Annotated in this window: 21 protein-coding genes and 1 pseudogene; 11 read left to right on the forward strand and 11 right to left on the reverse strand. The window is 65.6% G+C overall.

Annotated features, from left to right (window positions below; all coding sequences use genetic code 11):
- Positions 1-24: 24 nt before the first annotated feature.
- Positions 25-288, reverse strand: coding sequence for a hypothetical protein (locus NG701_RS13460; protein ID WP_252568238.1), 264 nt, complete (start codon positions 286-288; stop codon positions 25-27).
- A gap of 235 nt (positions 289-523) precedes the next feature.
- Positions 524-925 (reverse strand): winged helix-turn-helix transcriptional regulator, encoded by a 402-nt coding sequence (locus NG701_RS13465; RefSeq protein WP_252568240.1) that lies wholly within the window; start codon positions 923-925, stop codon positions 524-526.
- A 122-nt stretch (positions 926-1,047) separates the two neighbouring features.
- On the opposite strand from NG701_RS13465, the gene NG701_RS13470 reads away from it, so the two are divergent.
- Positions 1,048-1,911, forward strand: coding sequence for an SDR family oxidoreductase (locus NG701_RS13470; protein ID WP_252568243.1), 864 nt, complete (start codon positions 1,048-1,050; stop codon positions 1,909-1,911).
- Between the two features lie 133 nt (positions 1,912-2,044).
- Here the strand turns inward: NG701_RS13470 and NG701_RS13475 are convergent.
- Both NG701_RS13475 and NG701_RS13480 read right to left on the reverse strand, forming a co-directional pair.
- Positions 2,045-2,678 (reverse strand): annotated as a pseudogene (locus NG701_RS13475) (LysE family translocator).
- Positions 2,679-2,686: 8 nt separating this feature from the next.
- Positions 2,687-4,174: an amino acid permease gene (locus NG701_RS13480; RefSeq protein WP_252568246.1), complete on the reverse strand. Its 1,488-nt coding sequence runs from the start codon at positions 4,172-4,174 to the stop codon at positions 2,687-2,689.
- Between the two features lie 181 nt (positions 4,175-4,355).
- Between NG701_RS13480 and NG701_RS13485 the strand changes: the two genes are divergently transcribed.
- From NG701_RS13485 to NG701_RS13500, 4 genes are all read left to right on the forward strand, one after another.
- Positions 4,356-4,829 carry a hypothetical protein gene (locus NG701_RS13485; protein WP_252568249.1) on the forward strand — a complete coding sequence of 158 codons (474 nt, stop codon included), beginning with the start codon at positions 4,356-4,358 and terminating at the stop codon, positions 4,827-4,829.
- Positions 4,823-5,056, forward strand: a complete 234-nt coding sequence (locus NG701_RS13490) for a helix-turn-helix transcriptional regulator (RefSeq protein ID WP_252568251.1) — start codon at positions 4,823-4,825, stop codon at positions 5,054-5,056. Before NG701_RS13485 ends, NG701_RS13490 begins: the two co-directional genes overlap by 7 nt.
- On the forward strand, positions 5,053-6,027 hold the full coding sequence (locus NG701_RS13495; protein WP_252568254.1) for an NAD(P)-dependent alcohol dehydrogenase: 975 nt from the start codon (positions 5,053-5,055) through the stop codon (positions 6,025-6,027). The genes NG701_RS13490 and NG701_RS13495 overlap by 4 nt, the downstream gene beginning before the upstream one ends.
- Positions 6,028-6,405: 378 nt before the next feature.
- Entirely contained in the window at positions 6,406-8,025 is a 1,620-nt protein-coding gene (locus NG701_RS13500; protein WP_252568257.1) for an HNH endonuclease signature motif containing protein, read from the forward strand.
- Between the two features lie 13 nt (positions 8,026-8,038).
- Here the strand turns inward: NG701_RS13500 and NG701_RS13505 are convergent, their stop codons facing one another.
- On the reverse strand, positions 8,039-8,839 hold the full coding sequence (locus tag NG701_RS13505; protein ID WP_252568260.1) for a GNAT family N-acetyltransferase: 801 nt from the start codon (positions 8,837-8,839) through the stop codon (positions 8,039-8,041).
- Between the two features lie 198 nt (positions 8,840-9,037).
- Here NG701_RS13505 and NG701_RS13510 point away from each other — a divergent pair, with 198 nt between their 5' ends.
- The 4 genes from NG701_RS13510 (at position 9,038) to NG701_RS13525 (ending at position 13,803) form a co-directional block, all read left to right on the forward strand.
- Positions 9,038-9,892, forward strand: a complete 855-nt coding sequence (locus NG701_RS13510) for an IclR family transcriptional regulator (RefSeq protein WP_252568262.1) — start codon at positions 9,038-9,040, stop codon at positions 9,890-9,892.
- A gap of 166 nt (positions 9,893-10,058) precedes the next feature.
- On the forward strand, positions 10,059-11,762 hold the full coding sequence (hutU, locus tag NG701_RS13515; RefSeq protein ID WP_252568265.1) for a urocanate hydratase: 1,704 nt from the start codon (positions 10,059-10,061) through the stop codon (positions 11,760-11,762).
- Between the two features lie 53 nt (positions 11,763-11,815).
- Positions 11,816-13,405: a histidine ammonia-lyase gene (hutH, locus tag NG701_RS13520; RefSeq protein WP_252568267.1), complete on the forward strand. Its 1,590-nt coding sequence runs from the start codon at positions 11,816-11,818 to the stop codon at positions 13,403-13,405.
- Positions 13,406-13,566: 161 nt separating this feature from the next.
- Positions 13,567-13,803 (forward strand): hypothetical protein, encoded by a 237-nt coding sequence (locus tag NG701_RS13525; RefSeq protein ID WP_252568270.1) that lies wholly within the window; start codon positions 13,567-13,569, stop codon positions 13,801-13,803.
- Positions 13,804-13,913: 110 nt separating this feature from the next.
- Here NG701_RS13525 and NG701_RS13530 read toward each other — a convergent pair whose 3' ends face one another.
- From NG701_RS13530 to NG701_RS13550, 5 genes are all read right to left on the reverse strand, one after another.
- Positions 13,914-14,171 carry a hypothetical protein gene (locus NG701_RS13530; RefSeq protein WP_252568273.1) on the reverse strand — a complete coding sequence of 86 codons (258 nt, stop codon included), beginning with the start codon at positions 14,169-14,171 and terminating at the stop codon, positions 13,914-13,916.
- A 182-nt stretch (positions 14,172-14,353) separates the two neighbouring features.
- On the reverse strand, positions 14,354-14,755 hold the full coding sequence (locus tag NG701_RS13535) for a universal stress protein (RefSeq protein WP_252568275.1): 402 nt from the start codon (positions 14,753-14,755) through the stop codon (positions 14,354-14,356).
- Between the two features lie 99 nt (positions 14,756-14,854).
- Positions 14,855-16,474: a tripartite tricarboxylate transporter permease gene (locus tag NG701_RS13540; protein ID WP_252568277.1), complete on the reverse strand. Its 1,620-nt coding sequence runs from the start codon at positions 16,472-16,474 to the stop codon at positions 14,855-14,857.
- On the reverse strand, positions 16,474-16,986 hold the full coding sequence (locus NG701_RS13545) for a tripartite tricarboxylate transporter TctB family protein (RefSeq protein ID WP_252568280.1): 513 nt from the start codon (positions 16,984-16,986) through the stop codon (positions 16,474-16,476). Before NG701_RS13545 ends, NG701_RS13540 begins: the two co-directional genes overlap by 1 nt.
- Entirely contained in the window at positions 16,983-17,993 is a 1,011-nt protein-coding gene (locus tag NG701_RS13550) for a Bug family tripartite tricarboxylate transporter substrate binding protein (protein WP_252568282.1), read from the reverse strand. Before NG701_RS13550 ends, NG701_RS13545 begins: the two co-directional genes overlap by 4 nt.
- Before the next feature lie 239 nt (positions 17,994-18,232).
- Here NG701_RS13550 and NG701_RS13555 point away from each other — a divergent pair, with 239 nt between their 5' ends.
- Positions 18,233-19,855 (forward strand): sensor histidine kinase, encoded by a 1,623-nt coding sequence (locus NG701_RS13555; protein WP_252568286.1) that lies wholly within the window; start codon positions 18,233-18,235, stop codon positions 19,853-19,855.
- Positions 19,852-20,517, forward strand: coding sequence for a response regulator (locus NG701_RS13560; RefSeq protein ID WP_252568287.1), 666 nt, complete (start codon positions 19,852-19,854; stop codon positions 20,515-20,517). Before NG701_RS13555 ends, NG701_RS13560 begins: the two co-directional genes overlap by 4 nt.
- Here the strand turns inward: NG701_RS13560 and NG701_RS13565 are convergent.
- Complete coding sequence (locus NG701_RS13565; RefSeq protein ID WP_252568288.1) at positions 20,514-21,956, reverse strand: NCS2 family permease; 1,443 nt, start codon at positions 21,954-21,956, stop codon at positions 20,514-20,516. The two genes, NG701_RS13560 and NG701_RS13565, sit on opposite strands and share 4 nt — an antisense overlap.
- Positions 21,957-22,046: the final 90 nt, after the last annotated feature.

Raw genomic sequence — 22,046 nt, forward strand, 5'->3', positions numbered from 1 at the left:
TTGCAAACCCGCCACCTGAGGCAGCTAATCCTGCGGCCTCAGGTGGCGGTGGTCGTAGAAGAAGACCCCAGCCGCGGCGCCGAGTTCTACGGATGGACCGCGGTGGGACATGATGATCCCCTCGTGCCGGCCGTTGAACGGATCGTCGCCCACCACGGCATCGCCCACGCGATAGGGGCACCGCGGGCGGAACGCCGCGAAGACCCGGCCGCAGGCGCGGTGGACGAGGGTAGAAAGTTTGACGGGCCGCCCCATGCTGGCCAGGTCCTGGACATGTGCTTTCACCATGCGAACCACTCCTTGAAGCGGCGTGGAGCCGCCCACTTTGGTGCGGTAGCCGGAAAGCTCCCAGCAGAGGATGGTCCTCCTATTCCTGGCTGGCACCTCACATTTACGCTAGACGCTATTCACACCAGTCACACCAGTAACATGTACTCGTCTTTGCGGACGAGTACTACTTAGGGGATTTTGGGGTCGGTGTGGGCCGAAATCAGCGTTGGCAATGAATCGGGGCGGCCGGAAATCAGCCCTCGCCGTTGAGGATGTCATCAGCGTTGTTGTAGGCCCAGGTGACCAGGGGAACCAGCAGGCCGGACAGTTCATAGCCGCGTTCGGTCAGGCTGTAGTCCACGCGGGGCGGGATGACCGGCTGGGCCTTCCGCAGCACCAAGCCGTCGCGCTCCAGGGTCTTGAGGGTCTGCGCCAGCATTTTCTCGCTGATTCCCTCGGCGCGGCGCCGGAGTTCGCTCCAGCGCTGCTCACCTTCCGAGAGCGCCAGCAGGATCAGCACGCCCCACTTGCTGGTGATGTGGTCCAGGACAGTGCGGCTGGGGCACCCGGCCGGGAACACGCCGTCGGCCAATCCTTCCGGCAGGTGTGCCCGGAGATCTGCCGGCAGGCTGGCGGGCCATACAGTTGCTTCCATACCCATAACTTACCAAAAGGTGAGTACCTTACCTCTAAGTGCGTACTGTCTTCCAGGAAGTAATCGGCACGGCGGCTGGTTGTGGAGGGTGACCCCCTAAGAAATAGTGAAAGGAACCAACCATGAGCATCGTCATCACCGGAGCAACCGGACAGCTTGGCCGCCACGTCGTCGAGGCCCTCCTGGAGCGCAACGTTCCGGCAGCAGAGATCGTGGCCGCCGGCCGGTCCATTGAAAAGCTTGCCGACTTCGCAGCGCGCGGCGTTCAGGTCAGGGCAATGGACTACACGGACGCCGCGTCCGTGGCACAGGCGCTGGACGGCGCCAGCAAGGTTCTCCTGATTTCCGGCAGCGAGGTTGGCCAGCGCGTTGACCAGCACCGCACGGTGATTGAGGCAGCTGCAGCGGCGGGCGTCGAGCTGATCGCATACACCAGCATCGCCAACGCAGACACCACCGGCATGAAGCTGGCCGCCGAGCACCAGGCAACGGAGGCCATCCTCAAGGATGCAGGCGTGCCGTTCGCCATCCTCCGCAATGGCTGGTACCTCGAAAACTACACCGACCAGCTGCAGGGCACCTTGGCCCAGGGCGCGCTTGCCGGCAGCGCCGGGGAAGGCAAGATCAGTGCCGCGTCCCGGGCGGACTACGCCGAAGCCGCCGCCGCCGTGCTTGTTGCCGAAAACCAGGCCGGCAAGGTCTACGAGCTCGGCGGGGACCACGCCTTCACGCTCACCGAACTGGCCCAGGAAATCAGCACTGCGGCCAACAAGCCCGTGGTTTACCAAGACCTTCCGGCCAGCGACTACGCCGGACTTCTTGCCGGATTCGGCGTGCCGGAGCTCTTCGCTGACATCCTGGCGGACTCGGACCTTGGCATTGCCCGTGGCGACCTCCTGGTCAGCGGCTCGGACCTCCGCACCCTGATCGGCCGGCCCACCACGCCGATGTCGGCTGCGGTCCGCTCGGCGCTCGCTTCGGCCTAAGCAGCACGCGGCCTGGCGGACGTCCCAACGCTCTCTCACATCCTGCACTGTTTGCGCCAACGCTCTCTCACCTCATATGAGAGAGCGGTGCGGCAAATCGCCCCAAAAGCGAGAGAGCGTTGGGGGGTGGTCCCTAGGACTTGCTGCCGGTCAGGGCCAACGTCCCGCCGAGGCCGATCATCAAGGCCCCCCTGTTGCCTCCACCGTTGAAACCCGGCTGGGCGAACGGGCAAACCATTGGCGGGCTGAACCTGCGGCGACGGCCCAGAGGCTATCTGAGACTATGGCGATCAGCAGGAACACCGCCCCCAGCAGCGCCAGCTGGAACGGAATGGCCCCGGAAGGGTAGTCAACAAACTGCGGCAGCACCGCTACGAAGAACACCACTGACTTGGGGTTGGTGATACCACCACCAGGCCTTCCGCCACCAGCCGTCGTGGCGAGGAGGCCACTGGCTGACGATCGGTGAAGGAGTTGTGCCGACGGTTCCGGATGGCCTTGATGCCCAGATAGACCAGGTAGGCAGCACCGGCCAGGTTCACCACGCTGAAGAGGACCACGGACTGCGCCACGATGATGCCCACGCCGAGCGCGACTGCAGCCACCTGCACCAGTTGCCTGGTCGCGTTGCCCAGCACCGTCAGGACGCCGCCCTTCCAGCCAAGGGCCAGGGAACGGCCTATTACGAACAGCACGCTGGGTCCGGGGACAGCGATCAGCACCACGGATGCCAGCGCAAACGCCAGCAGGTTTGAGAGCTGAACCATGCCTGATCTTAGCTCCGGCGGGCTGAGGCGACCACCGGGAGCGGTGAGGTTTCGTCCACAAGTTCGGCCCGGCGTCGTCCGTCTCCTCTGACCCAGAACCGATAGGCGAGGACCAGCAGCCCCAGCCACACCGCTCCCACGAACAGCGCCACGCGAGTGTCCTCGAAGGCGCCCAGGACGGCGATGACCAGCGCCATAAACGCGATGGTCAGGATGGAGGCCGCGGGCCACCACGGGGAGGGGAATTCCGACGCCAGCAGGTCCTTCCGCGCGATCTCCCGCTTCATAGCGACATGGGAAGCCAGGATCATGACCCACACCCAGACGGTGGCGAACGTGGCAATCGATGCGATCAGGATAAAGACGTCCTCGGGAATGACCGCATTCAGAACCACCCCCACCAGGAGGATGCCGGCCATCATCACCACCGTCATCCACGGCACGCCATGGCGCGAGACCTTACCGAAAACTGCCGGCGCGTGGCCTTGGCCGGACAGCCCGAACAGGATGCGGCCGGCACCGAAGATGTCGCTGTTGATGGCAGAGAGCGCGGCTGTGATCACCACGGCGTTGAGGATGTGCGGTGCGGCCGGGATGCCCAGGCCGCTGAAGATCTGGACGAACGGGCTGCCGTTGCTGCCGATTTCGTTCCACGGGAAGAGGCTCATCAGCACGCCGAGGGTCAGGACGTAGAACAGCAGGACGCGGACCGGCACCGTGTTCACCGCCTTGGGGATGACCTTCTTGGGGTCCGCGGCCTCGCCGGCGGTGATGCCGAGCGTCTCGATCCCGCCGAACGCGAACATCACGACGGCGAACGACGCCAGTAGCCCTTCGAAGCCGTTGGGGAACAGCCCGCCGTGCTCCACGAGGTTGCCGAGTCCCGGAGCTACCGTGGACCCGCCGGCCTGGAAACCGAACGCGATGATGGCGGCGCCGCCGACGATCATGGCGATGATGGCCACCACCTTGATCAGCGAGAACCAGAACTCGAGCTCGCCGAAGACCTTCACGCTGAGCAGGTTCAAGGCGGCGAGGAAGCAGATGATGGCCAGGATCCAGATCCAGCGGTCCACCTGCGGAAACCAGAAGCCCATGTAAATGCTGAAGGCCGTGACATCGGCGATGGCCACAATCGCCATCTCAAAGACATAGGTCCAGCCGGTTACAAACCCTGCCAGGGGCCCGAGGTAGCGGCTGGCGTACTGGCCGAACGAGCCTGACACGGGGTGGCGGACGGCCATCTCGCCGAGGGCCCGCATGACCATAAACACCGCCGCGCCGCCGATGATGTAGGCGAGCAGTACCGCCGGGCCCGCCTTTTGGATGGCGGAGGCTGAGCCGTAGAACAGGCCGGTGCCGATCGCCGATCCCAGGGCCATAAAGCGGATATGGCGGACGTTCAATCCTCGGTTCAGGACGTGCGCGACTGCGGATCCCGGCCTGAGCTTTTCGGCCGGGCTTGCGTCTTGGGCGGCGCTTGGTGCTTGCTGCATACGAATACCTTCTCGTCATTGGGAGGGGGATCGCCAACCAGCAGATCACTTTGGCGCCTTACGTGATGAGACTCACTGGAGGTTCGTGTCTTCCATCTCAGACTTGGGGCTGGCATTTGAACTTCGCGTGGCACGTAGTCCAAAACTATTGACATCATGTCTGGTTTTCTTTACTTTTGAGATGTCAGCTTTGTTTTACATCTTTTTGGGAATGGCGGGAGCGGAAATGTCCTTCGAAGAGAAGAGCGCCTGGATCATGGGGGTGGTGGCCACGGGCTCTTATGGCGTGTATCTGGCCATCGTCCTGGGCATGGCCGGCACAATGCCCGTTGCCGAGGTTCCGTACGTGGCTCCGCTGCTGTGGACCATCGGGGCATCCATTGCTGCGTCCATCGCACTGAACATACTCCTGGGCATTATTTCGCCCAAGGAAGCCGGGAAGAAGGACCAGCGCGACAGGGAGATCTACCGTTTCGGCGAGTACATCGGGCAGTCGTTTGTGGTCATCGGGGGAGTCGCGGCGCTGCTCCTGGCGATGGCCGAGGTGGACCACTTCTGGATCGCAAACGTCATCTACCTGACGTTTGTGCTGTCCGCGATCCTGGGCTCCGTGGCCAAAATCGTTGCCTACCGCCGGGGGTTCCAGCCGTGGTGAAGCCAACGCGGGTGACCAATTCCATCCGCCGCCTGCGGTTCGAACGGGGCGAGATGACGCAGGCCGCACTCGCCGAACGTGTGGGTGTCACCCGCCAGACCGTCATCGCCATAGAGCAGGGCCGGTACTCACCGTCCCTGGAGATGGCGTTCCAGATCGCCCATGTGCTCAGCGTGCCGCTTGAGGACGTGTTCCAGTACCCGAATCACCAAGGAGACGCATCATGAAAGCTATCGTGCAGGACGTTTACGGGAATTCCGATGTGCTTCAGCTACGGGATACTCCGCAGCCGGTGCCCGGCGATGGGGAAGTGCTGATCAGGGTCCGCGCGGCCGGCGTCGACCAGGGTGTGTGGCACCTCATGACCGGGCGGCCGTACCTTCTCCGCCTCTTCGGCTTCGGGCTGAAGAAGCCCAAGTTTCCGGTCCGCGGCCGTGAGGTTGCTGGCGTCGTGGAGGCTGTGGGGGCTGGCGTCACGCGCTTCCAGCTGGGCGACGAAGTGTTCGGCACGTGTGAGGGGTCCTTCGCGGAATTTGTCTGCGCCAGGGAGGGCAGGGTGGCCACAAAGCCCGCGAACCTCACGTTTGAGGAGGCCGCTGTGGCCCCCATTTCGGCTGTTACCGCGTTGCAGGCTGTCCGCGATGCCGGACAGGTAACTACTGGCCAGAAAGTGCTGATCATCGGTGCTGGCGGGGGAGTAGGGTCCTTTGCGGTGCAGGTGGCAAAGGCATTCGGGGCGGCGGAGGTCACAGGCGTCTGCAGCACGGGAAAAGTGGAGCTGGTCAGGTCGCTCGGCGCTGATCACGTCATCGACTACACCCGAGATGATTTTTCCCGCGCCGGCCAGCATTACGATGTCATCCTGGATACCGCCGGCAACCGGCCGCTCTCAGTCCTGAGGCGCGTGCTGAGCCCGCGGGGGACGCTGGTGATCGTCGGCGGCGAGGGCGGTGGGAAGCTGACCGGCGGGTTTGAGCGTTCGATGGGTGCGCCGCTGGTGTCGCTGTTCTCCGGCCAGAAATTCAAAGGGCTTGTTTCGACGGAGAACTATCGCGATCTCGAGGCGCTGACCACGCTTATTGAAGCCGGCAGTGTGAAGCCTGCCGTGGACAAGGTCTACGCGCTCGCTGAGGCGCCAGCCGCCGTTGAATACATGCACGAGGGCCGGGCCCGCGGCAAAGTAGTTGTCAGCATCTGAGCGATTGTCAGAGTCTGAATGGGTCACGTTATCCACATAGGCAAGAGGGCACGATGCTTTTGCCGGACTCCCGCGGAAAGCTGGAGGTATGGAAAGACGAGAAGCCTGGGAAGCCGAAAAGCGAAAAGCCGTGGAGGCAATCCGCTCGACGGCCTACGCTCTCGCGAGGAGAATAGTCGCGGCCGCGCCTGACCAGCCGTCGCGCTATGGGCCATACATTGATTCAGTGGCCCGTCAGGGCGTGTTCTTGGCCATTCTCGCCGACATCGCTCGGGTGAAAGCTGAGCTCGCTGCTTTGAAGGCCAGGGTGGCCGCGGGATATCCACATGAGCCATCTTCTGCCCGGTTATTGTCAGTGCCTCGCAGGATGACGTGAGTATGGATAACACGGCAGCTGCAGGGGTTTTGGAGGCCATCGCGGCTTCTGCTTTGCAGATGGCCGGTGTGCTCCGTGGGGCAGCCGTAAATCCGGCTGAGGGCCTGGCAACAGGCTCATTGGCGGCTGGACCGTCGGCCGCTTGCCCGGCTGATGCCCCTTCCACAACCGGCCCCGCTACGGGCTCGGACCTGCTGCGTTGGCAGGCTGAGGCGTGCCTGACCGTTCTGTCCGGAACTGCCGGGATGGAAGCCATGATGGCTGCCGTGAAGGTCCATGCAGTGAACGGTTTCGATGAGGCGGCCCAGGCCATCGCCGCACCTATCACATCCCCGGCAGACCAGACCGCCCAGGACATGGGCATCCAGGCCGAGGTCGCCTGCGCCATGACGGTCAGTGAACGCACGGCCAGCGCGCTGCTCGGCGAATCGCACGCGCTAACCATGGCCTTGCCGTTGACGTTCTCGGCGTTGCAGGCCGGCACGATCTCGTGGCAGCACGCGAGGATTATGGTCGATGAAACCGTGAACCTGGACCCTGCCGGCAAGCACGCGTTGGAGCAGCATTTCTTGGATCCTGACGCGGTGAACCCGGCGCGGGGCTGCCCGGCCGGGGAAATGGTCCCAGGCCGGTTCCGGCATAAGGCACGGGCCTGGCGCGAACGCCACCACACGGACAGCATCGAAAAACGCCACACCCGCAGCGCCGCTGACCGGCGGGTGGAGTATTCCCCGGACCGGGACGGCATGGCCTGGCTCTCCGCCTACCTCCCCGCCGACCAAGCAGCCGGGATCTGGAACCGGACCACCACCGCAGCCCGGGCCCTGCAGGGCCCCGACGAATCCCGGACCCTCACCCAGCTGCGGGCGGACGTGGCCGCGGCCTGGCTTCTGGGCGGCGAAGCCGATCTGATCCCGTCACCGAAGGCCCAGGTCCTCGTGACCGTGCCGGTGTTCGCGCTGATGGGCCTGACCGATGAACCCGCCATGCTGGACGGGTACGGGCCCATACCGCCGTCCATGGCCAGCGCGCTCGCCGCCGACGGCGCCGAGTCCTTCCACCGGGTCCTGACAGATCCCCGCGACGGTGCACCGCTGGAGATCGGGCGGACCAGCTACCGGGTGACGAAAGCCCAACGCCAATGGCTACGGCTGCGCGACGGGAAATGCCCGTTCCCCGGCTGCAGCAACCAGTCCTTGGACAACGAAGCCGACCACCTCCTCGCCTGGGCCCATGGCGGCAGCACCGGCATCTCAAATCTCGGCCAGCCCTGCCCCAAACATCACAGACTCCGCCACACCACCAGTTGGAAACCCACCACCGCCACCAAGAACGAACCACCGGGCTGGATATCTCCCACCGGACGGCACTGCGCCAGCGAATACCCCGACTGGGAACCACCAACCTGGCCACACCAGATCGAAGAACAGCTGGGGCATCAAGAAATTGGCGAATGGCTAAGACGTCAAGATTTTGGCCCGGATCCTCAAAACCCGCCCGGCGACCTGTCCCTGCCCGAGGACCACCAGCCCGACCAACCCCGGACAGAAGACGCGTCCCCGGATGAGCGGCCGTCTCCGACCACATCGAACGTCAGCGTCTTGGAACATCTAGGACGGTGAGTCGCTCTGCGGTTCAGCGTCCCGTCGCAGGAGGTGTCCACACAAACGGGGTGGTGGTGGTGATTGCCCTGAATCCCAACCTTCGCAGGATCGGCTCACTGTCAACGGACGCGTCCACCTGCAGGTACTTCACTCCCCGGGCGGCCGCCACCTGGGCGCGTGCGGAAACCAGAGCCTTATAGATCCCGCGCCCGCGCCATGCAGGCAAAGTTGACCCGCCCCACAAACCGGCGAAGTCCGTGCCGGGATTGATCTCGAGCCAGGCCGCCGAAACCACTTCCCCCGAGGCCTCGGCCAGGAAGACCACCAGGTTTTCTGGGTCCGAGGCCAGCCGGTGCTGCAGATCAGCGGCCACCCAGCTGTAGTCGGCCGCCCACACCTCAGACTTCATCGCCGCAATGCGCTCCAGGTCCGGGCGTTCGCTGGCCAGCCTCACCCGAATACCTTCCGGGACCGCCGGGTCACCGGCCATCGCGGCCGTCTCACCCGCCAAGACGGTCTCGCGGTCTTCCGGTACGAAGCCTGCTGCGCGGAGGCGGGCCTCAAGATCATCCGGGAGGTCATGCGCCCTTGTCTTCCACTCGACGGCCTCCCCGCGGCCGGCAAAGTAGTCACGCTGCTCGGCGATCAGCAGGTCGAGCATCCCGCCCTCCGCACCGAGGTCACGAGCCGATTCGATGAAGCCCCGCCGCTGTCCGGTCACGCGTAGCAGGGGGCCCAGCAGCTGATACTCGTGGCCTGCCGGAACGGCTGGGGGAACCAGCCGGCGGAGCTGGGAATCGTACGCGGCAAGAATATCGGTGGTTGAGGCCATACGCTTCAGCCTACGACCAGCGCCGCCGGACCCGGGCGGGCCCGGCGGGCGGCCAGGCCCAGTAGGCGGGAAGGGGGCGCACGCCTGGCTATGTCTGGCATCCCGGACACCGGCCGTGTTTTGATGGCCATGAGGGGACCAGTCGTGGGCGCAAGGTTAAGTACGGGATCCCAGACATGGCTGGAAGCCCCGCGAGAAATGACGGAGGGCACAGTGGAGTCGAGTGCAGTGGTGTCGAGCACGGAAGCCAGGCCTGAGGCCGGCAATGAACCAAGGGCGACGTCCAAAGTCCCCGCTGCCGAGAACACCCTCCGTATCCTCAAACTGCTGGCCTCGAAGCGGGGGCCCATGGCGGCGTCGAGCATTGCCACCTCCTTGGGATTGCCGCGCTCCAGCGTTTACCACCTGCTCGGGGTGATGGAGGCGAACGGTTTTGTCCTCCACCTGCACGAGGAGCAGCGCTACGGGCTGGGGATCAGTGCCTTCGAGTTGAGCTCGGCGTATTCGCGGCAGGAACCGCTGTCCCGCCTGGGCCGGCCGCTGCTGGCGTCGCTGGTGGACGTCATCGGTGAGAGCGCGCACCTGGCCGTGCTTCATGGCCGCGACGTGCTGTACATCGTGGAGGAACGGGCCAAGAACCGCCCGTCCCTGGTGACCGACGTCGGGGTCCGGCTCCCCAGCCACCTCACCGCCAGCGGACGCGCCATTCTCGCGGCATTGCCGAAGTCGCAGGTCCGTGCGCTTTACCCGAATGCCGAGGCGTTTACCGCCCGGCATGAGGTGGAGGGCGCCATCATGAAGTACTCCGCGCTGTCCTCGCACCTGGACCAGGTGAGGCAGCGCGGCTACGCCACCGAACACGGCGAGGTGACGCCCGGCTTCGGCTCGATCGCCGCCGCTGTCACGGACCACGTGGGATGGCCGACGGCGGCAGTCGCCGTTACGTTCCTCGAGGACAAATTGCCGGCGGACCAATGGCCGGCGCTCGCCGCCCGGGTCCAGAAGGTGGCGGACGAGCTGTCGGTGCGCATCCACGGCCGCCCTGCCAAGTAGGCCTGCCCGCCGTCGGCTGGCGCTGCCCGCCGACGGCCCGACAGGAACTGCAGCGGTCTGGAATCCCGGACACCACCCCTCCGAAAGCCCTGTACCGCCCGGTTTAGAACGGCTTTAGTTGATACAGAACCTCTTCCCCAAGCACCAACACGAGAAGGAGCCCCTCATGGCACCCGCCGATTTCACTACCGGTGCCCGCCCGGTCAAAGCTGCCCGCGGCACCGAGCTCACCGCCAAGAGCTGGCAGACCGAAGCCCCGCTGCGGATGCTGATGAACAACCTGGACCCCGAGGTCGCCGAGCGCCCCGATGACCTGGTGGTCTACGGCGGCACCGGCCGTGCCGTCCGCAGTTGGGCCGCGTTCGACGCGATCACCCGCACCCTGGAAACGATGGAAAGCGACGAGACCCTACTGGTCCAGTCCGGCAAACCGGTCGGCGTCTTCCGCACCAACGAATGGGCGCCGCGGGTGCTGCTGGCCAACTCCAACCTCGTGGGCGACTGGGCCAACTGGCCCGAGTTCCGCCGGCTCGAGGCCGAGGGCCTGATGATGTACGGCCAGATGACCGCCGGGTCCTGGATCTACATCGGCACCCAGGGCATCCTGCAGGGCACCTTCGAGACCTTCGCCGCGATCGCCCGCAAACTCACCGGCGACGAGGACGGCACCCTCGCCGGGACCCTGACTCTCACCGGCGGCTGCGGCGGCATGGGCGGCGCCCAGCCGCTCGCCGTCACCCTGAACGAGGGCGCCTGCCTGATCGTCGACGTCGACGAAAGTCACCTGCGCCGCCGCGCCGGCAAACGCTACCTCGACGAGGTCGAAACCGACCTCGACACCGCGATCGCCAAGGTCCTGGCGGCCAAGGAAGAGCGCCGCGGCTGGTCCGTGGGCTACGTGGGCAACGCCGCGGAGGTGTTCCCCGAGATCCTGCGCCGCCACAACGCCGGCGAGCTCACGGTCGATATCGTCACGGACCAGACCTCCGCCCACGACCCGCTGTCCTACCTGCCCGAAGGCATCACGGTCGAGGAATGGCATACAGAGGCCGCCGCCGACCCGGAAGGGTTCACCAAAAAAGCCCAGGCCTCCATGGCGAAGCACGTCCAGGCCATGGTCGAGTTCCAGGACGCCGGCGCCGAGGTCTTCGACTACGGCAACTCCATCCGCGACGAGGCCCGCACGGGCGGCTACGCCCGCGCTTTCGAGTTCCCCGGCTTCGTCCCGGCCTACATCCGCCCGCTGTTCTGTGAGGGTCTCGGCCCGTTCCGCTGGGTGGCTCTCTCCGGTGACCCGGAGGACATCGCGGTCACCGACGCCGCCATTAAAAACCTCTTCCCGGAGAACAAGCACCTGCACCGCTGGATCGACGCCGCCCAGGAACGCGTGGAGTTCGAAGGCCTGCCGGCCCGGATCTGCTGGCTCGGCTACGGCGACCGCGCCAAGGCCGGCCTGCTGTTCAACCAACTCGTCAAGGAAGGCAAGGTCACAGCGCCCATCGTGATCGGCCGCGACCACCTCGACTCCGGCTCCGTCGCCTCCCCCTACCGCGAGACCGAAGCCATGGCCGACGGCTCCGATGCGATCGCGGACTGGCCGCTGCTCAACGCCCTGCTCAACACCGCCTCCGGCGCCACCTGGGTCTCCATCCACCACGGCGGCGGCGTCGGCATCGGCCGCTCCATCCACGCCGGCCAGGTCTCCGTCGCCGACGGCACCGACCTCGCCGCGCAGAAGCTCGAACGCCTCCTCACCAACGACCCCGGCATGGGCGTCATCCGCCACGCCGACGCCGGCTACGACCGCGCCACCGAAGTAGCCAAAGAACGCGGCGTCCGCATCCCGATGCAAGAAGGAATCACAAAGTGACCATCCCCACGAACTCCCTAACCTCGCAGGCTCGGCCAGGGAACCCTGTCCGCGTGGCCCCAACCCACTCACCGCTCACCGTCACCCTCGGCTCCACCGGCGTCACGCCCGAGGACGTTGTCGCCGTCGCCCGTCACAACGCCCAGGTGACCATCGCCCAGGAAGCGCTGGACACGGTGGCGAAGGTCCGCGCGCACATCGACGAACTCGCGCACAGCGAGACCCCCGCCTACGGCATTTCCACCGGCTTCGGCGCGCTGGCCAACCGACATATTCCCAGCGAGCTGCGCACCCAGCTGCAGAAATCGCTGATCCGCAGCCACGCCGCCGGCATGGGCCCGGCCGTGGAACGCGAGGTGGTCCGCGGCATCATGTTCCTGCGGGCCAAGACACTGGCATCCGGCCGCACCGGCGTCCGGCCCGTCGTCCTTCAGACTATGGTGGACGTGCTCAACGCCGGCATCACGCCCGTGGTCCGCGAATTCGGCTCGCTCGGCTGCTCCGGCGACCTCGCCCCGCTGTCCCACTGCGCCCTGGTGCTGATGGGAGAGGGTGAAGCGGAAGGGCCCGACGGCGTGACGTACGGCGGGCGGGGTGAGGCGCCTGTCGCCGAGCTGCTCGCCGGGCACGGTATCGAACCGGTCACCCTCGCCGAGAAGGAAGGCCTGGCGCTGGTAAACGGCACCGAGGGGATGCTGGGCATGCTCCTGATGGCCATCGCGGACCTTCGCCAACTGCTGACGACGGCGGACATCACCGCCGCGCTCAGTGTCGAGGCGCTGCTGGGTACGGACCAGGTCTTTGTGCCGGAGCTGCATGCGGCGCTGCGTCCGCACCCCGGCCAGGCCGCCAGCGCGGACAACATGCTGCGTGTGCTTTCCAACTCCCCGATCGTGGCCTCGCACCGGGTGGGGGACTCCAAAGTCCAGGACGCCTACTCGCTGCGCTGCGCACCCCAGGTGGCCGGGGCCACGCGGGACACAGTGGACTACGCCGCCCTCGTGGCATCCCGCGAGCTCGCCGCGGCCATCGACAACCCGGTGGTCCTGCCGGACGGGCGCGTCAGCTCCAACGGCAACTTCCACGGCGCACCCGTGGCCTACGTCCTGGACTTCCTGGCCATTGCCGTTGCGGACCTCAGCTCCATCGCCGAGCGCCGGACGGACCGGATGCTGGATCCGGCGCGTTCGCACGGGCTGCCGGCGTTCCTGGCCGCGGATCCGGGTGTCGACTCGGGCCTGATGATCGCGCAATACACGCAGGCCGGGCTGGTCTCGGAGAACAAGCGACTGGCCGTCCCGGCGTCGGTGGATTCCATTCCCAGCTCCGCCATGCAGGAGGACCACGTGTCCATGGGCTGGCACGCGGCCCGGAAGCTGCGCAAGGCCGTGGAGAACCTTCGCCGCGTCCTGGCCATCGAACTCGTGACGAGCGCCCGCGCCATCGACATGCGGACGCAGCTGTCCGACGGCGAGCTCATCCCCGGCCCGGCAGGCGCGGCCGTGATCGGGGTGCTGCGGTCCGTCGTCGAAGGCCCCGGAACCGACCGGTTCCTGTCACCTGAACTGGAGGCGGCTGACCGTTTGGTTTCCTCCGGCAAGGTCCGAGAGGCCGCCGAATCCGCCGTCGGAATTCTTGCCTGAGCGGGAATATTCTTCGGCGCTTCCGCCATATTCGTCCAATGTCGAAATATGGTGCAACACGAACAATTCGACGGCGGGAAGTGTAGTAGAACTGAAGGTGTAGTAAAAGTCACATCAAAGAGGCTGTGGCGCAGGACGTATACAAAGGGGTAGTAGTTCAAATGAAAGCACGTGGGGCTGTCCTGTCGAGGCGCAATGTCCATTCGGCCACCATCTCGGAGTGGGGAACGCTCAAAGCTGGGGACCAGGTGGAAATTATCAAACACGCGCACGTCATTGCGGCGGGCGAAGTGGAAGAAGTATCGCAGAGCGGGAACGTGCTGTGGCTCGTGCCGGCCACTCCGTCAGAAAGGGAACTTTTCCTTAAATCCGACGGTGTAGAAGTCCGCAGGAGCTAGGAACGCAAGACCAAAACGCAAAAAGAGTCCCTGCCCTCCGTTACCGGAGGGCAGGGACTCTTGCGTGGATCGCGGGCTGGATTGAAGCCCGGATCTAGGGCCGAATCAGCTCAGGCCGCAATGCTTTCGTACGTTTCACCAAAGGGGACTGACTCGTCCAGGGCCACGGTGAAGCGTCCCGGGCGCAGGCGCGTAACAAGGATGCCGCAGGCGGCGTCTTTTGCCGGCTCGATCAGCGTGGCAACTGCGTTTTCCAGTCCTTCGTGCATCTCGTGCGCTGTGGAAAACTGCAGGTCGATGGACAGGGAAGCCGCGGCTTCGACGGCCGCCACGGCGGTCAGGGGGCGTTCCAAAATAGCTGTAGTCATATGCCGAACTTTCTGTGTCTCGTGCCAAAGGGCTCGATCCACTGTACCGGATACAGGACCTAGGATGTCAGATGACTGCTGTCTCGTGCGCCCAGACGCCAAAAATCCGAAGCTTGTTCGCGGGACCACGCCGTCAAGGCGGGGTCCGGCGAACAAACTTCGGATAGAAGGTGGTGCCCGGATCAGCCCGCCATGCCCGCTTTGACGGCCAGTACTGGACAATCAGCCTCGAGCAGGATCCGCTGCGATGTGCTGCCCATAATCAGTTTGCCCACCGGGGTGCGGCGGCGCAGCCCGATCACGATGAGCTCGGCGTTGTGCTCCTCCGCGGCATCGAGTACTTCCGCTGCCGCGTCATGCCCACGGACCGGCTGCTTGATCACGTGGTCAATGCCCTGGGTGGCCAGGCGGTCCTCGATGCTCTGGATCTCAGGTTCCTGGGCGTACCTGTTGTCCACCAGTGCATCACCCTTGGAGGAGTTGATGACCAGCAGGGTGGTGTTGCTCTTCCTGGCCTCGGCGATGGCCTGGGTCAGGGCCGCTTCGCCCTCCGGGGTAGGGACGTATCCCACCACAATCGTCATGGCTGTACCTCTTTTTCTGTCAGTTGATCTTCTGCTGCGGGGCGGATGCTGCTGCTGGGCGGATGCGGGGCTGATGCCCAGGACTGGGTAGCCGTCCGGTTAGCCGTCGCCGTCCCCGTCGCCGCCAGTGGTGGCGCGGTGGCTGCCATGGCTGGCGCTGCCACTGGCATCCGTCGGTTCGGATGCGCCGGAGCGGGTGGCGGGCACCCCTGCCGGCACTGCTGCCGGCCGGTTCCTGCGGATCAGCTTGAACAGCTTGAACAGCAGCGGCCACAGGAGGATGAGGGTGATGATGATGTAGATGCCGACGGCAATCGGCTCACTCCAAAGGCCGGCGGGGTCGCCGGCGCTGAGCTGCAGCGTCTGGCGGAGCTGCTTTTCGATGCGCGGTCCGAGGATGACTCCGAGGATGAGCGGCAGGACGGGAAGTCCGAACCGCCGCATCATGAAGCCCAGCGCGCCGAGCGCCAGCAGGAGCACCAGGTCGAACGCCTGCAGGTTCACCGAGTAGGCGCCCAGCGTGGCGAAGAACAGGATGCCGGCATATAGGTAGGGCCGCGGGATCTGCAGGAGCTTGGCCCACAACGGTGCCAGGGGCAGGTTGATGATCAGGAGCAGGAAGTTGCCAATGAAGAGGCTCGCGATAAGCGCCCACACCAGCGGTCCCTGGCTTTCGAACAGCTGCGGTCCCGGCTGGATGCCGTACTGCGTGAAGGCTGCCAGCATTACCGCAGCCGTGGCGTTGGTGGGCAGGCCCAGGGCCAGCATGGGGGTCAGTGTGCCGGCAGCGGCAGCGTTGTTGGCTGCTTCCGGACCGGCCACGCCCTCGATGGCGCCCTTGCCGAACTCCTCGGGGTGCTTGCTGAGCTTCTTTTCGGTGACGTAGGAGAGGAAGGTGGGGATCTCGGCTCCGCCGGCAGGAAGTGCGCCGAACGGGAAGCCGAACGCGGTGCCGCGGAGCCAGGGTTTCCAGGACCGTTTCCAGTCCTGTTTGCCCATCCACGGACGTCCCACGGGGATGACCTGCAGGGGTGTGCGGCGCAGGTGCGCGGCAACCCACAGCGCCTCGCCCACGGCGAAGATAGCCACTGCAACCACCACGATGTCCAGGCCGTCAGCCAGGAGCGGCACACCGAACGTGAGCCGGGCCTGGCCCGTGACCACGTCCAGGCCCACCAGGCCGATGGCGAGGCCCAGGCCAAGCGACGCGAAGCCCCGGAGCCGTGAGGAACCGAGGACCGCGGTGACCGCCAGCAGGGCGAGAACCATGATGGCGAAGTAACTGGGGGCACCCAGGCTGATGGCGAACTTCACCACGATCGGCGCGCAGACGGCGAGGAGGGTGGTGCCGATGGTGCCGGCTACGAACGAGCCGATGGCCGCCGTCGCCAGTGCCTGCGCGGCCCTGCCGGCTTTCGCCATCTTGTTGCCTTCGATGGCCGTGACCACCGACGACGATTCACCCGGCGTATTCAGCAGGATGGAGGTGGTGGAGCCGCCGTACATGCCGCCGTAGTAGATGCCGGCGAACATGATGAAGGCGCTGGTGGGTTCCAGGGCGTACGTGACCGGAAGCAGGAGCGCCACGGTCATGGCCGGGCCGAGGCCCGGGAGGACGCCGACGGCGGTACCCAGGACGACGCCGATCACGGCGTAGAGGAAATTCATGGGAGTGAGGGCGGTGGCAAAGCCGTCCATCAGGGAGGCAAAGACATCCATCAGAGAATCCCTTCCAGGAGGCCGGCGGGCAGTGCGATGCCAAGGCCAAGGTAGAAACCGTAAAACGTCAGGAGGGACATAGCCACAGAAATGAGGCCGTCACGGATGTAGTTCCGCCCGCCCAGTGCCCAGACGCTGCCCCAGAACAGGATGGTGCCGGAGATGACCCACCCTGCCCAGTCGATCAGCAGGATATTCGCGATGAAGGCGCCAGCCAGCGGCAGGACCGTCTTCCAGTCGGCGGGGTGGGAGAGGTCCACGTCCTCGCCGCCTTCCGCTTCACCCTTGCCGCCGCGGAGGACGTTGATGGCCAGCATCACGGCGCAGACCAGCAGCAGGCCGCCCACGATGAAGGGCAAGGTCTTCGGTCCTACGGGATCAGCACGGGAATAGGTGGTGCCGATGCGGGTGGCATCCCAGATGACCAGGGCCCCGGCCGCCCCGAGCAAGAGGGCTACCCCCAGCTCGGAGCGGCCTTTGAGCCGTGAGGCCAAAGTTGGTGAGGAGCTCACGCCAGGCCAAGCTTCGTGAGGACGTCCGCCACCCGCTTGTCCTGCTCGGTCAGGAAGGTTTCGAACGCGGCGCCGGTGATGAAGGCGTCGCTCCAGCTGTTGGTCTTCAGGGCTTCCTTCCAGGCGGCCGTTCCGTGCATCTTTTCGAGTGCCGCGATCAGCTTGGCCTTGTCAGCGTCGGTGATGCCCGGAGGGGCCACAATGCCGCGCCAGTTGGTAAAGACCAGGTCGATGTTCGATTCCTTCAGGGTGGGCGCGTCCACGCCGTCGAGCCGCTTCTCGCCGCTCGTGGCCAGGACGCGGACCTCGCCGGATTCAATCTGCTTGAGGTATTCACCTGCACCGGAGGCCGCGAAGCCCACCTTGTTGCCCAGGATGGCCGGGAGGAGGTCCCCGCCGCCGTCGTAGGATACAAAGTTCACCTTGGTGGCGTCGATGCCCAGGGCTCCGGCGAGCTGCATCGGCAGCAGGTGGTCCGGGCCGCCGGGGGAGGAACCGCCGCCGACGCTGATGGAGCCGGGGTCAGCCTTCCAGGCGGTGACCAGGTCATCGATGGTTTTGTAGGGCGAATCCTTGTTGACCATGATGGCACCGGGCTCTTCGATGAGCCGGGCCAGGGGAGTGGTGGCCGTCAGCTTGGACTCGGACTTGTTGGTGTAGCTCGCGCCCACCACCCCCAAGCCCATGAGCATGGTGAGGTCACCGTTGCCCTTTTCGTTGACGATGCGGGCCAGGCCCACGGTTCCGCCGGCGCCGGCGAGGTTGAAGACTTCGGTGTTGGTGGCGACCTTCTCGTCATCGAGAACCTTCGCCGCCACACGGGCGGTGGTGTCGTAGCCGCCGCCCGGAGTGTTGGGGACCATGATCTGGAGCCCGGTCAGCGGGCCGGCGGGGGCGCCGGAGCTGGCTCCGTCGGTGGAGCTTTTCCCGGTGGCACCGCAGCCGGTGGCCATCAGGGCGATGCCGGCGGCGACGGCGGCAATTCGCAATGCGCGGATCTGGCGCATGGTGTTCCTCTTCTCTAAATCGGATCAGCAAGAAACTGACTGGTGATCCGATGCTAGGCCCGCAAGTGATCGGCATCACTCTTGTGTACGCAGAGAAAGTTAAGTTCATTGCGTTCACGTTTCCGGCGGTACACCATGGCCCTGCAGCAGGCATAGTTCAGGTAGCCTGACCAGCAGAGACCCGACAATCAAAGACCACGCAACAAGAGGAAAGAACCACAGTGACTCGACGAAGAGGCATGTCCCTTGCGGGGCAGTACCTGGTCCTGCAGTTGCTTATCGTTTTCGCCGTCCTGGTGGCCGTGGTGGCCATCTCCCTGGCCCAGTCCGCGGCGGCGTTCGAGCGCGTTGAGGGCCGCCGGGCGCTCTCCGCGGCCGAAGCACTGGGTGCCAATCCAACCGTCCGGGCCCTTCTACCGGCGGCCGAGCCCCGCGGTGGCTCAGCCCTTCCCACCGTGGCCGAATCGGTGCGGACGGTCTCCGGATCCTCACACGTCGCGCTGGCGAAGCTCGACCGCACAGTGGTTGCCTCCTCCAATCCCAGCCTGTTGGGCCAGCCGCTGGAACTTGGCGCCAGCCGCGTGCTGGAAGGCCGCGCGTGGACCGGCGTGGTGGACGGATCCGGCACGGAGGAACTGTCCGCGCACGTGCCGGTCCTGGACGACGGCGGAAAAATAATCGGCATTGCGTCCATCAGCCGGAACTACCCCTCCACTTTGGAGCGGCTGGGGGATGCCGTGCCCAACCTTCTCACCTATCTAGGCGTGGCCAGTGTGCTGGGTGTTGCCGGCTCGTTGCTGCTCTCCCGCCGGGTGAAGCGGCAGACCCTGGGCATGGAACCGAGCGAAATCACCGGCCTGGTGGAAAACCGCGAGGCCATGCTGCATGGCCTGAAGGAAGGCGTCGTGGCGCTGGACCCGCACGAGCGGATCACCGTGGCCAACGACAGCGCCCGCGCGCTGCTGGGCCTCCCCGCCGAATGCGTGGGCAAGCGGCTCGCCAGCCTGTCCGTGGAGCCCGCGCTCAAGGAAGTCCTCACCCGCGAGCAGCCGGAGCCGGACCAGCTGGTGCTCGTTGGCGACCGGCTGGTGGTGCTGAACCGGGTTCTCATCCGTTCGCGCGGCCGCGACATCGGCTCCGTCACCACGCTGCGTGACCGCACGGAGCTGTCCGCCCTTGAGCGGGAACTCGGAGCCACCCGGACCGCCACCGACACCCTCCGCGCCCAGGCCCACGAATTCGCCAACCAGTTGCACGTGATATCCGGCCTCATCCAGATCGGGGAATACGATTCCGTGGTCCAGTTCGTCAACGGTGCCACGCTGGACCGGACCCGGCTCAACGACGAGGTCACCAGCCGCATCGAGGACCCGGCGCTCGCCGCACTACTGATCGCCAAGTCGAGCCTCGCCACCGAACGCGGGGTCACCTTGCAGCTAGACCCGGAATCCGGGCTGAAGCGCGTTGATGATGAGCTGTCCCGCGACCTGACCACCGTCGTAGGGAACCTCGTGGACAACGCGTTCGACGCCGTCACCGGGCTTCCGGAGGCAGTGGTCAGGGTGCTCGTGGAAGACACAGCCGACGGCGTGACGGTCACCGTGAGCGATTCCGGCCCCGGCGTCACCGGGGATCCGGGGGAAATCTTCCAGCAGGGTTTCACCACCAAGGACCCCGGCCCCGGCGGCAGCAGGGGCTTCGGCCTGGCGCTCTCCCGGGTGGTCTGCCGGCGCAGCGGCGGCGACCTCACGGTAACCAACAACAACGGGGCGGTCTTTACCGCCCGGCTGGAACGAACCCGGTCGGAACCAACACGGCCGGAACCAACTACGCCGGAACGAACACGGAGACTGCAGCAATGATCAAAGTCCTGATCGTCGATGACGACTTTATGGTGGCCAAGGTCCACGCAGGGTTCATTCAGCGCACCCCCGGGTTCGCCGTCGTCGGGGTGGCCCATACCGGCGCCCAGGCGGTCATCGAAACGGGGCGGCTGCAACCGGACCTGGTGCTGCTCGATATCCACCTGCCGGACATCAACGGACTGGACCTTATGCACAAACTGCGCGAGGTGGCGCCGGAGCTGGATGTCCTGGTGATCAGCGCGGCCCGTGAGGTGGACACGGTGCGCAAGGCCCTCCGCGGCGGGATTGTGCACTACCTCATCAAGCCCTTCTCGCAGACTGACCTGCAGGAACGGCTGGAGCACTACCGCAGCGCCTACCAGGGCCTCGACTCGGCCAAGGATGTGGCGGAGCAGTCGGACGTGAACCGGGTGTTCGGGCTGGACCGGACCGATCGGCCGCTGCCTAAGGGCTGCAGCATCGAAACGCTGAAGCTGGTGGAAGCCGCCCTGAAGGAGGCCGACGGCGACCTGTCCGCCAACGAAGTGGCCGTCCAGTTGGGCACGTCCCGGGTCAGTGCGCGCCGGTACCTGGAGTACCTCCACGACGAAGGTGTGCTGGAGGTCCGGCTCAAGTACGGCGTGGGCAGGCCCGAGCGGCGGTATGTGCTGAAGGGCTAGGGCATGCCCAGCGCAGCCTCGATCGGACCGACGGCGAAGAACAGCAGGAACGCGCCGGCCACCGCCCACATCAGCGGGTGGACGTCCTTGATGCGGCCCTGGAACGTCCGGATCAGGACATAGGCGATGAAGCCTGCGCCGAGACCGTTGGCGATGGAGTACGTGAACGGCATCAGGGTCAAGGTCAGGAACGCCGGGATGGCGATTCCCCAGTCCTGCCAGTCGATCTTGCCCACTTGGGAGACCATCATGAAGCCCACCACCACCAGGGCAGGGGCCACCGCCTCGAACGGAACGAGGTTGATCAGCGGGGTGAAGAACATGGCCACCAGGAACAGCAGGCCGGTGACGATGGACGCCACGCCGGTCCGCGCACCCTCGCCGATCCCGGCGCCGGCCTCAACGTAGATCTGGTTCGAGGAGACGGAGGCGCCGCCACCCACGATCGCGCCGAGCGCGTCCACCTGGAGCACGCGGTCCACGTCCGGGATGTTGCCGTCCTTGTCCACCGTGCCGGCCTCGTTGGCCAGGCCCACCATGGTGCCCATGGCGTCGAAGAAGATGCTGAGCAGGATCACGAATGCCAGCAGTGTGGCGGCCACGAAGCCCAGGTGTTCAAAAGCGCCGAATGGGTTGGCCTTGCCGATCAGCGACAGGTCCGGGGCGCTCCACCCCGTAAAGGACGGCGCCACGAGGGACCAGCCCTGCGGGTTGGCCGTAGTGCCGTCAAAGCTGGGGCCGATGTGGAGGGTCATTTCAAGGATCACGGAAATGATGGTGGAGGCGATGATGCCGATCAGGATGGCGCCCTTGACCTTGCGGACCACCAGGGCGATGGTGAGGATCAGGCCGAACACAAAGACGGCCGTGGGCCAGCCCAGCAGTTTGCCGTCGAAGCCCAGGCCCACGGGAACGGTGGTGCCGGCAGCGTCCGGGATCCGGCGCACAAAGCCGGCATTCACCAGCCCGATCAGGGCGATGAACAGGCCGATTCCCACCACGATGGCGGTCTTGAGCCCGTCCGGGACGGCCTTGAAGACGGCGGTCCGGAAGCCGGTGAGGACCAGGATCATCATGGTCACGCCGGACAGGACCACCAGTCCCATCATGTCCGGCCACGTCAGGCCCGGGTTCGTGGCGACCGTGACGGCCACAAACGCGTTCACGCCCAGCCCCGCGGCCAGCGCGAAGGGGTGCCTGCCCCAGGCGCCCATCAGGATAGTGAGGATGCCTGCCACAAAAGCCGTCACAGCGGCCACTGCGGCAAAACCAAGTGTGTTGCCGCTGGAATCCGGGCCGGAGAGGATCAGGGGGTTAAGCACCACGATGTAGCTCATGGCGAAGAACGTGGCAAAGCCGCCGCGGATCTCGCGGGAGAGGTTGGACCCCCGCTCGGATATCTTGAAGTACCGGTCAAAGGCAGAGCCCTGCTTAAGCATTAGTCCTCCGGGATGTGTTGTTGGGGTTACTCGATCCTAGAGGGCGGGGACCGCGCCTAGTGTGCGCGCCTAGAATGTCTGTCAGGAACC

The sequence above is a fragment of the Pseudarthrobacter cellobiosi genome (assembly GCF_023913815.1).
Classification (GTDB): Bacteria; Actinomycetota; Actinomycetes; order Actinomycetales; family Micrococcaceae; genus Arthrobacter; species Arthrobacter cellobiosi.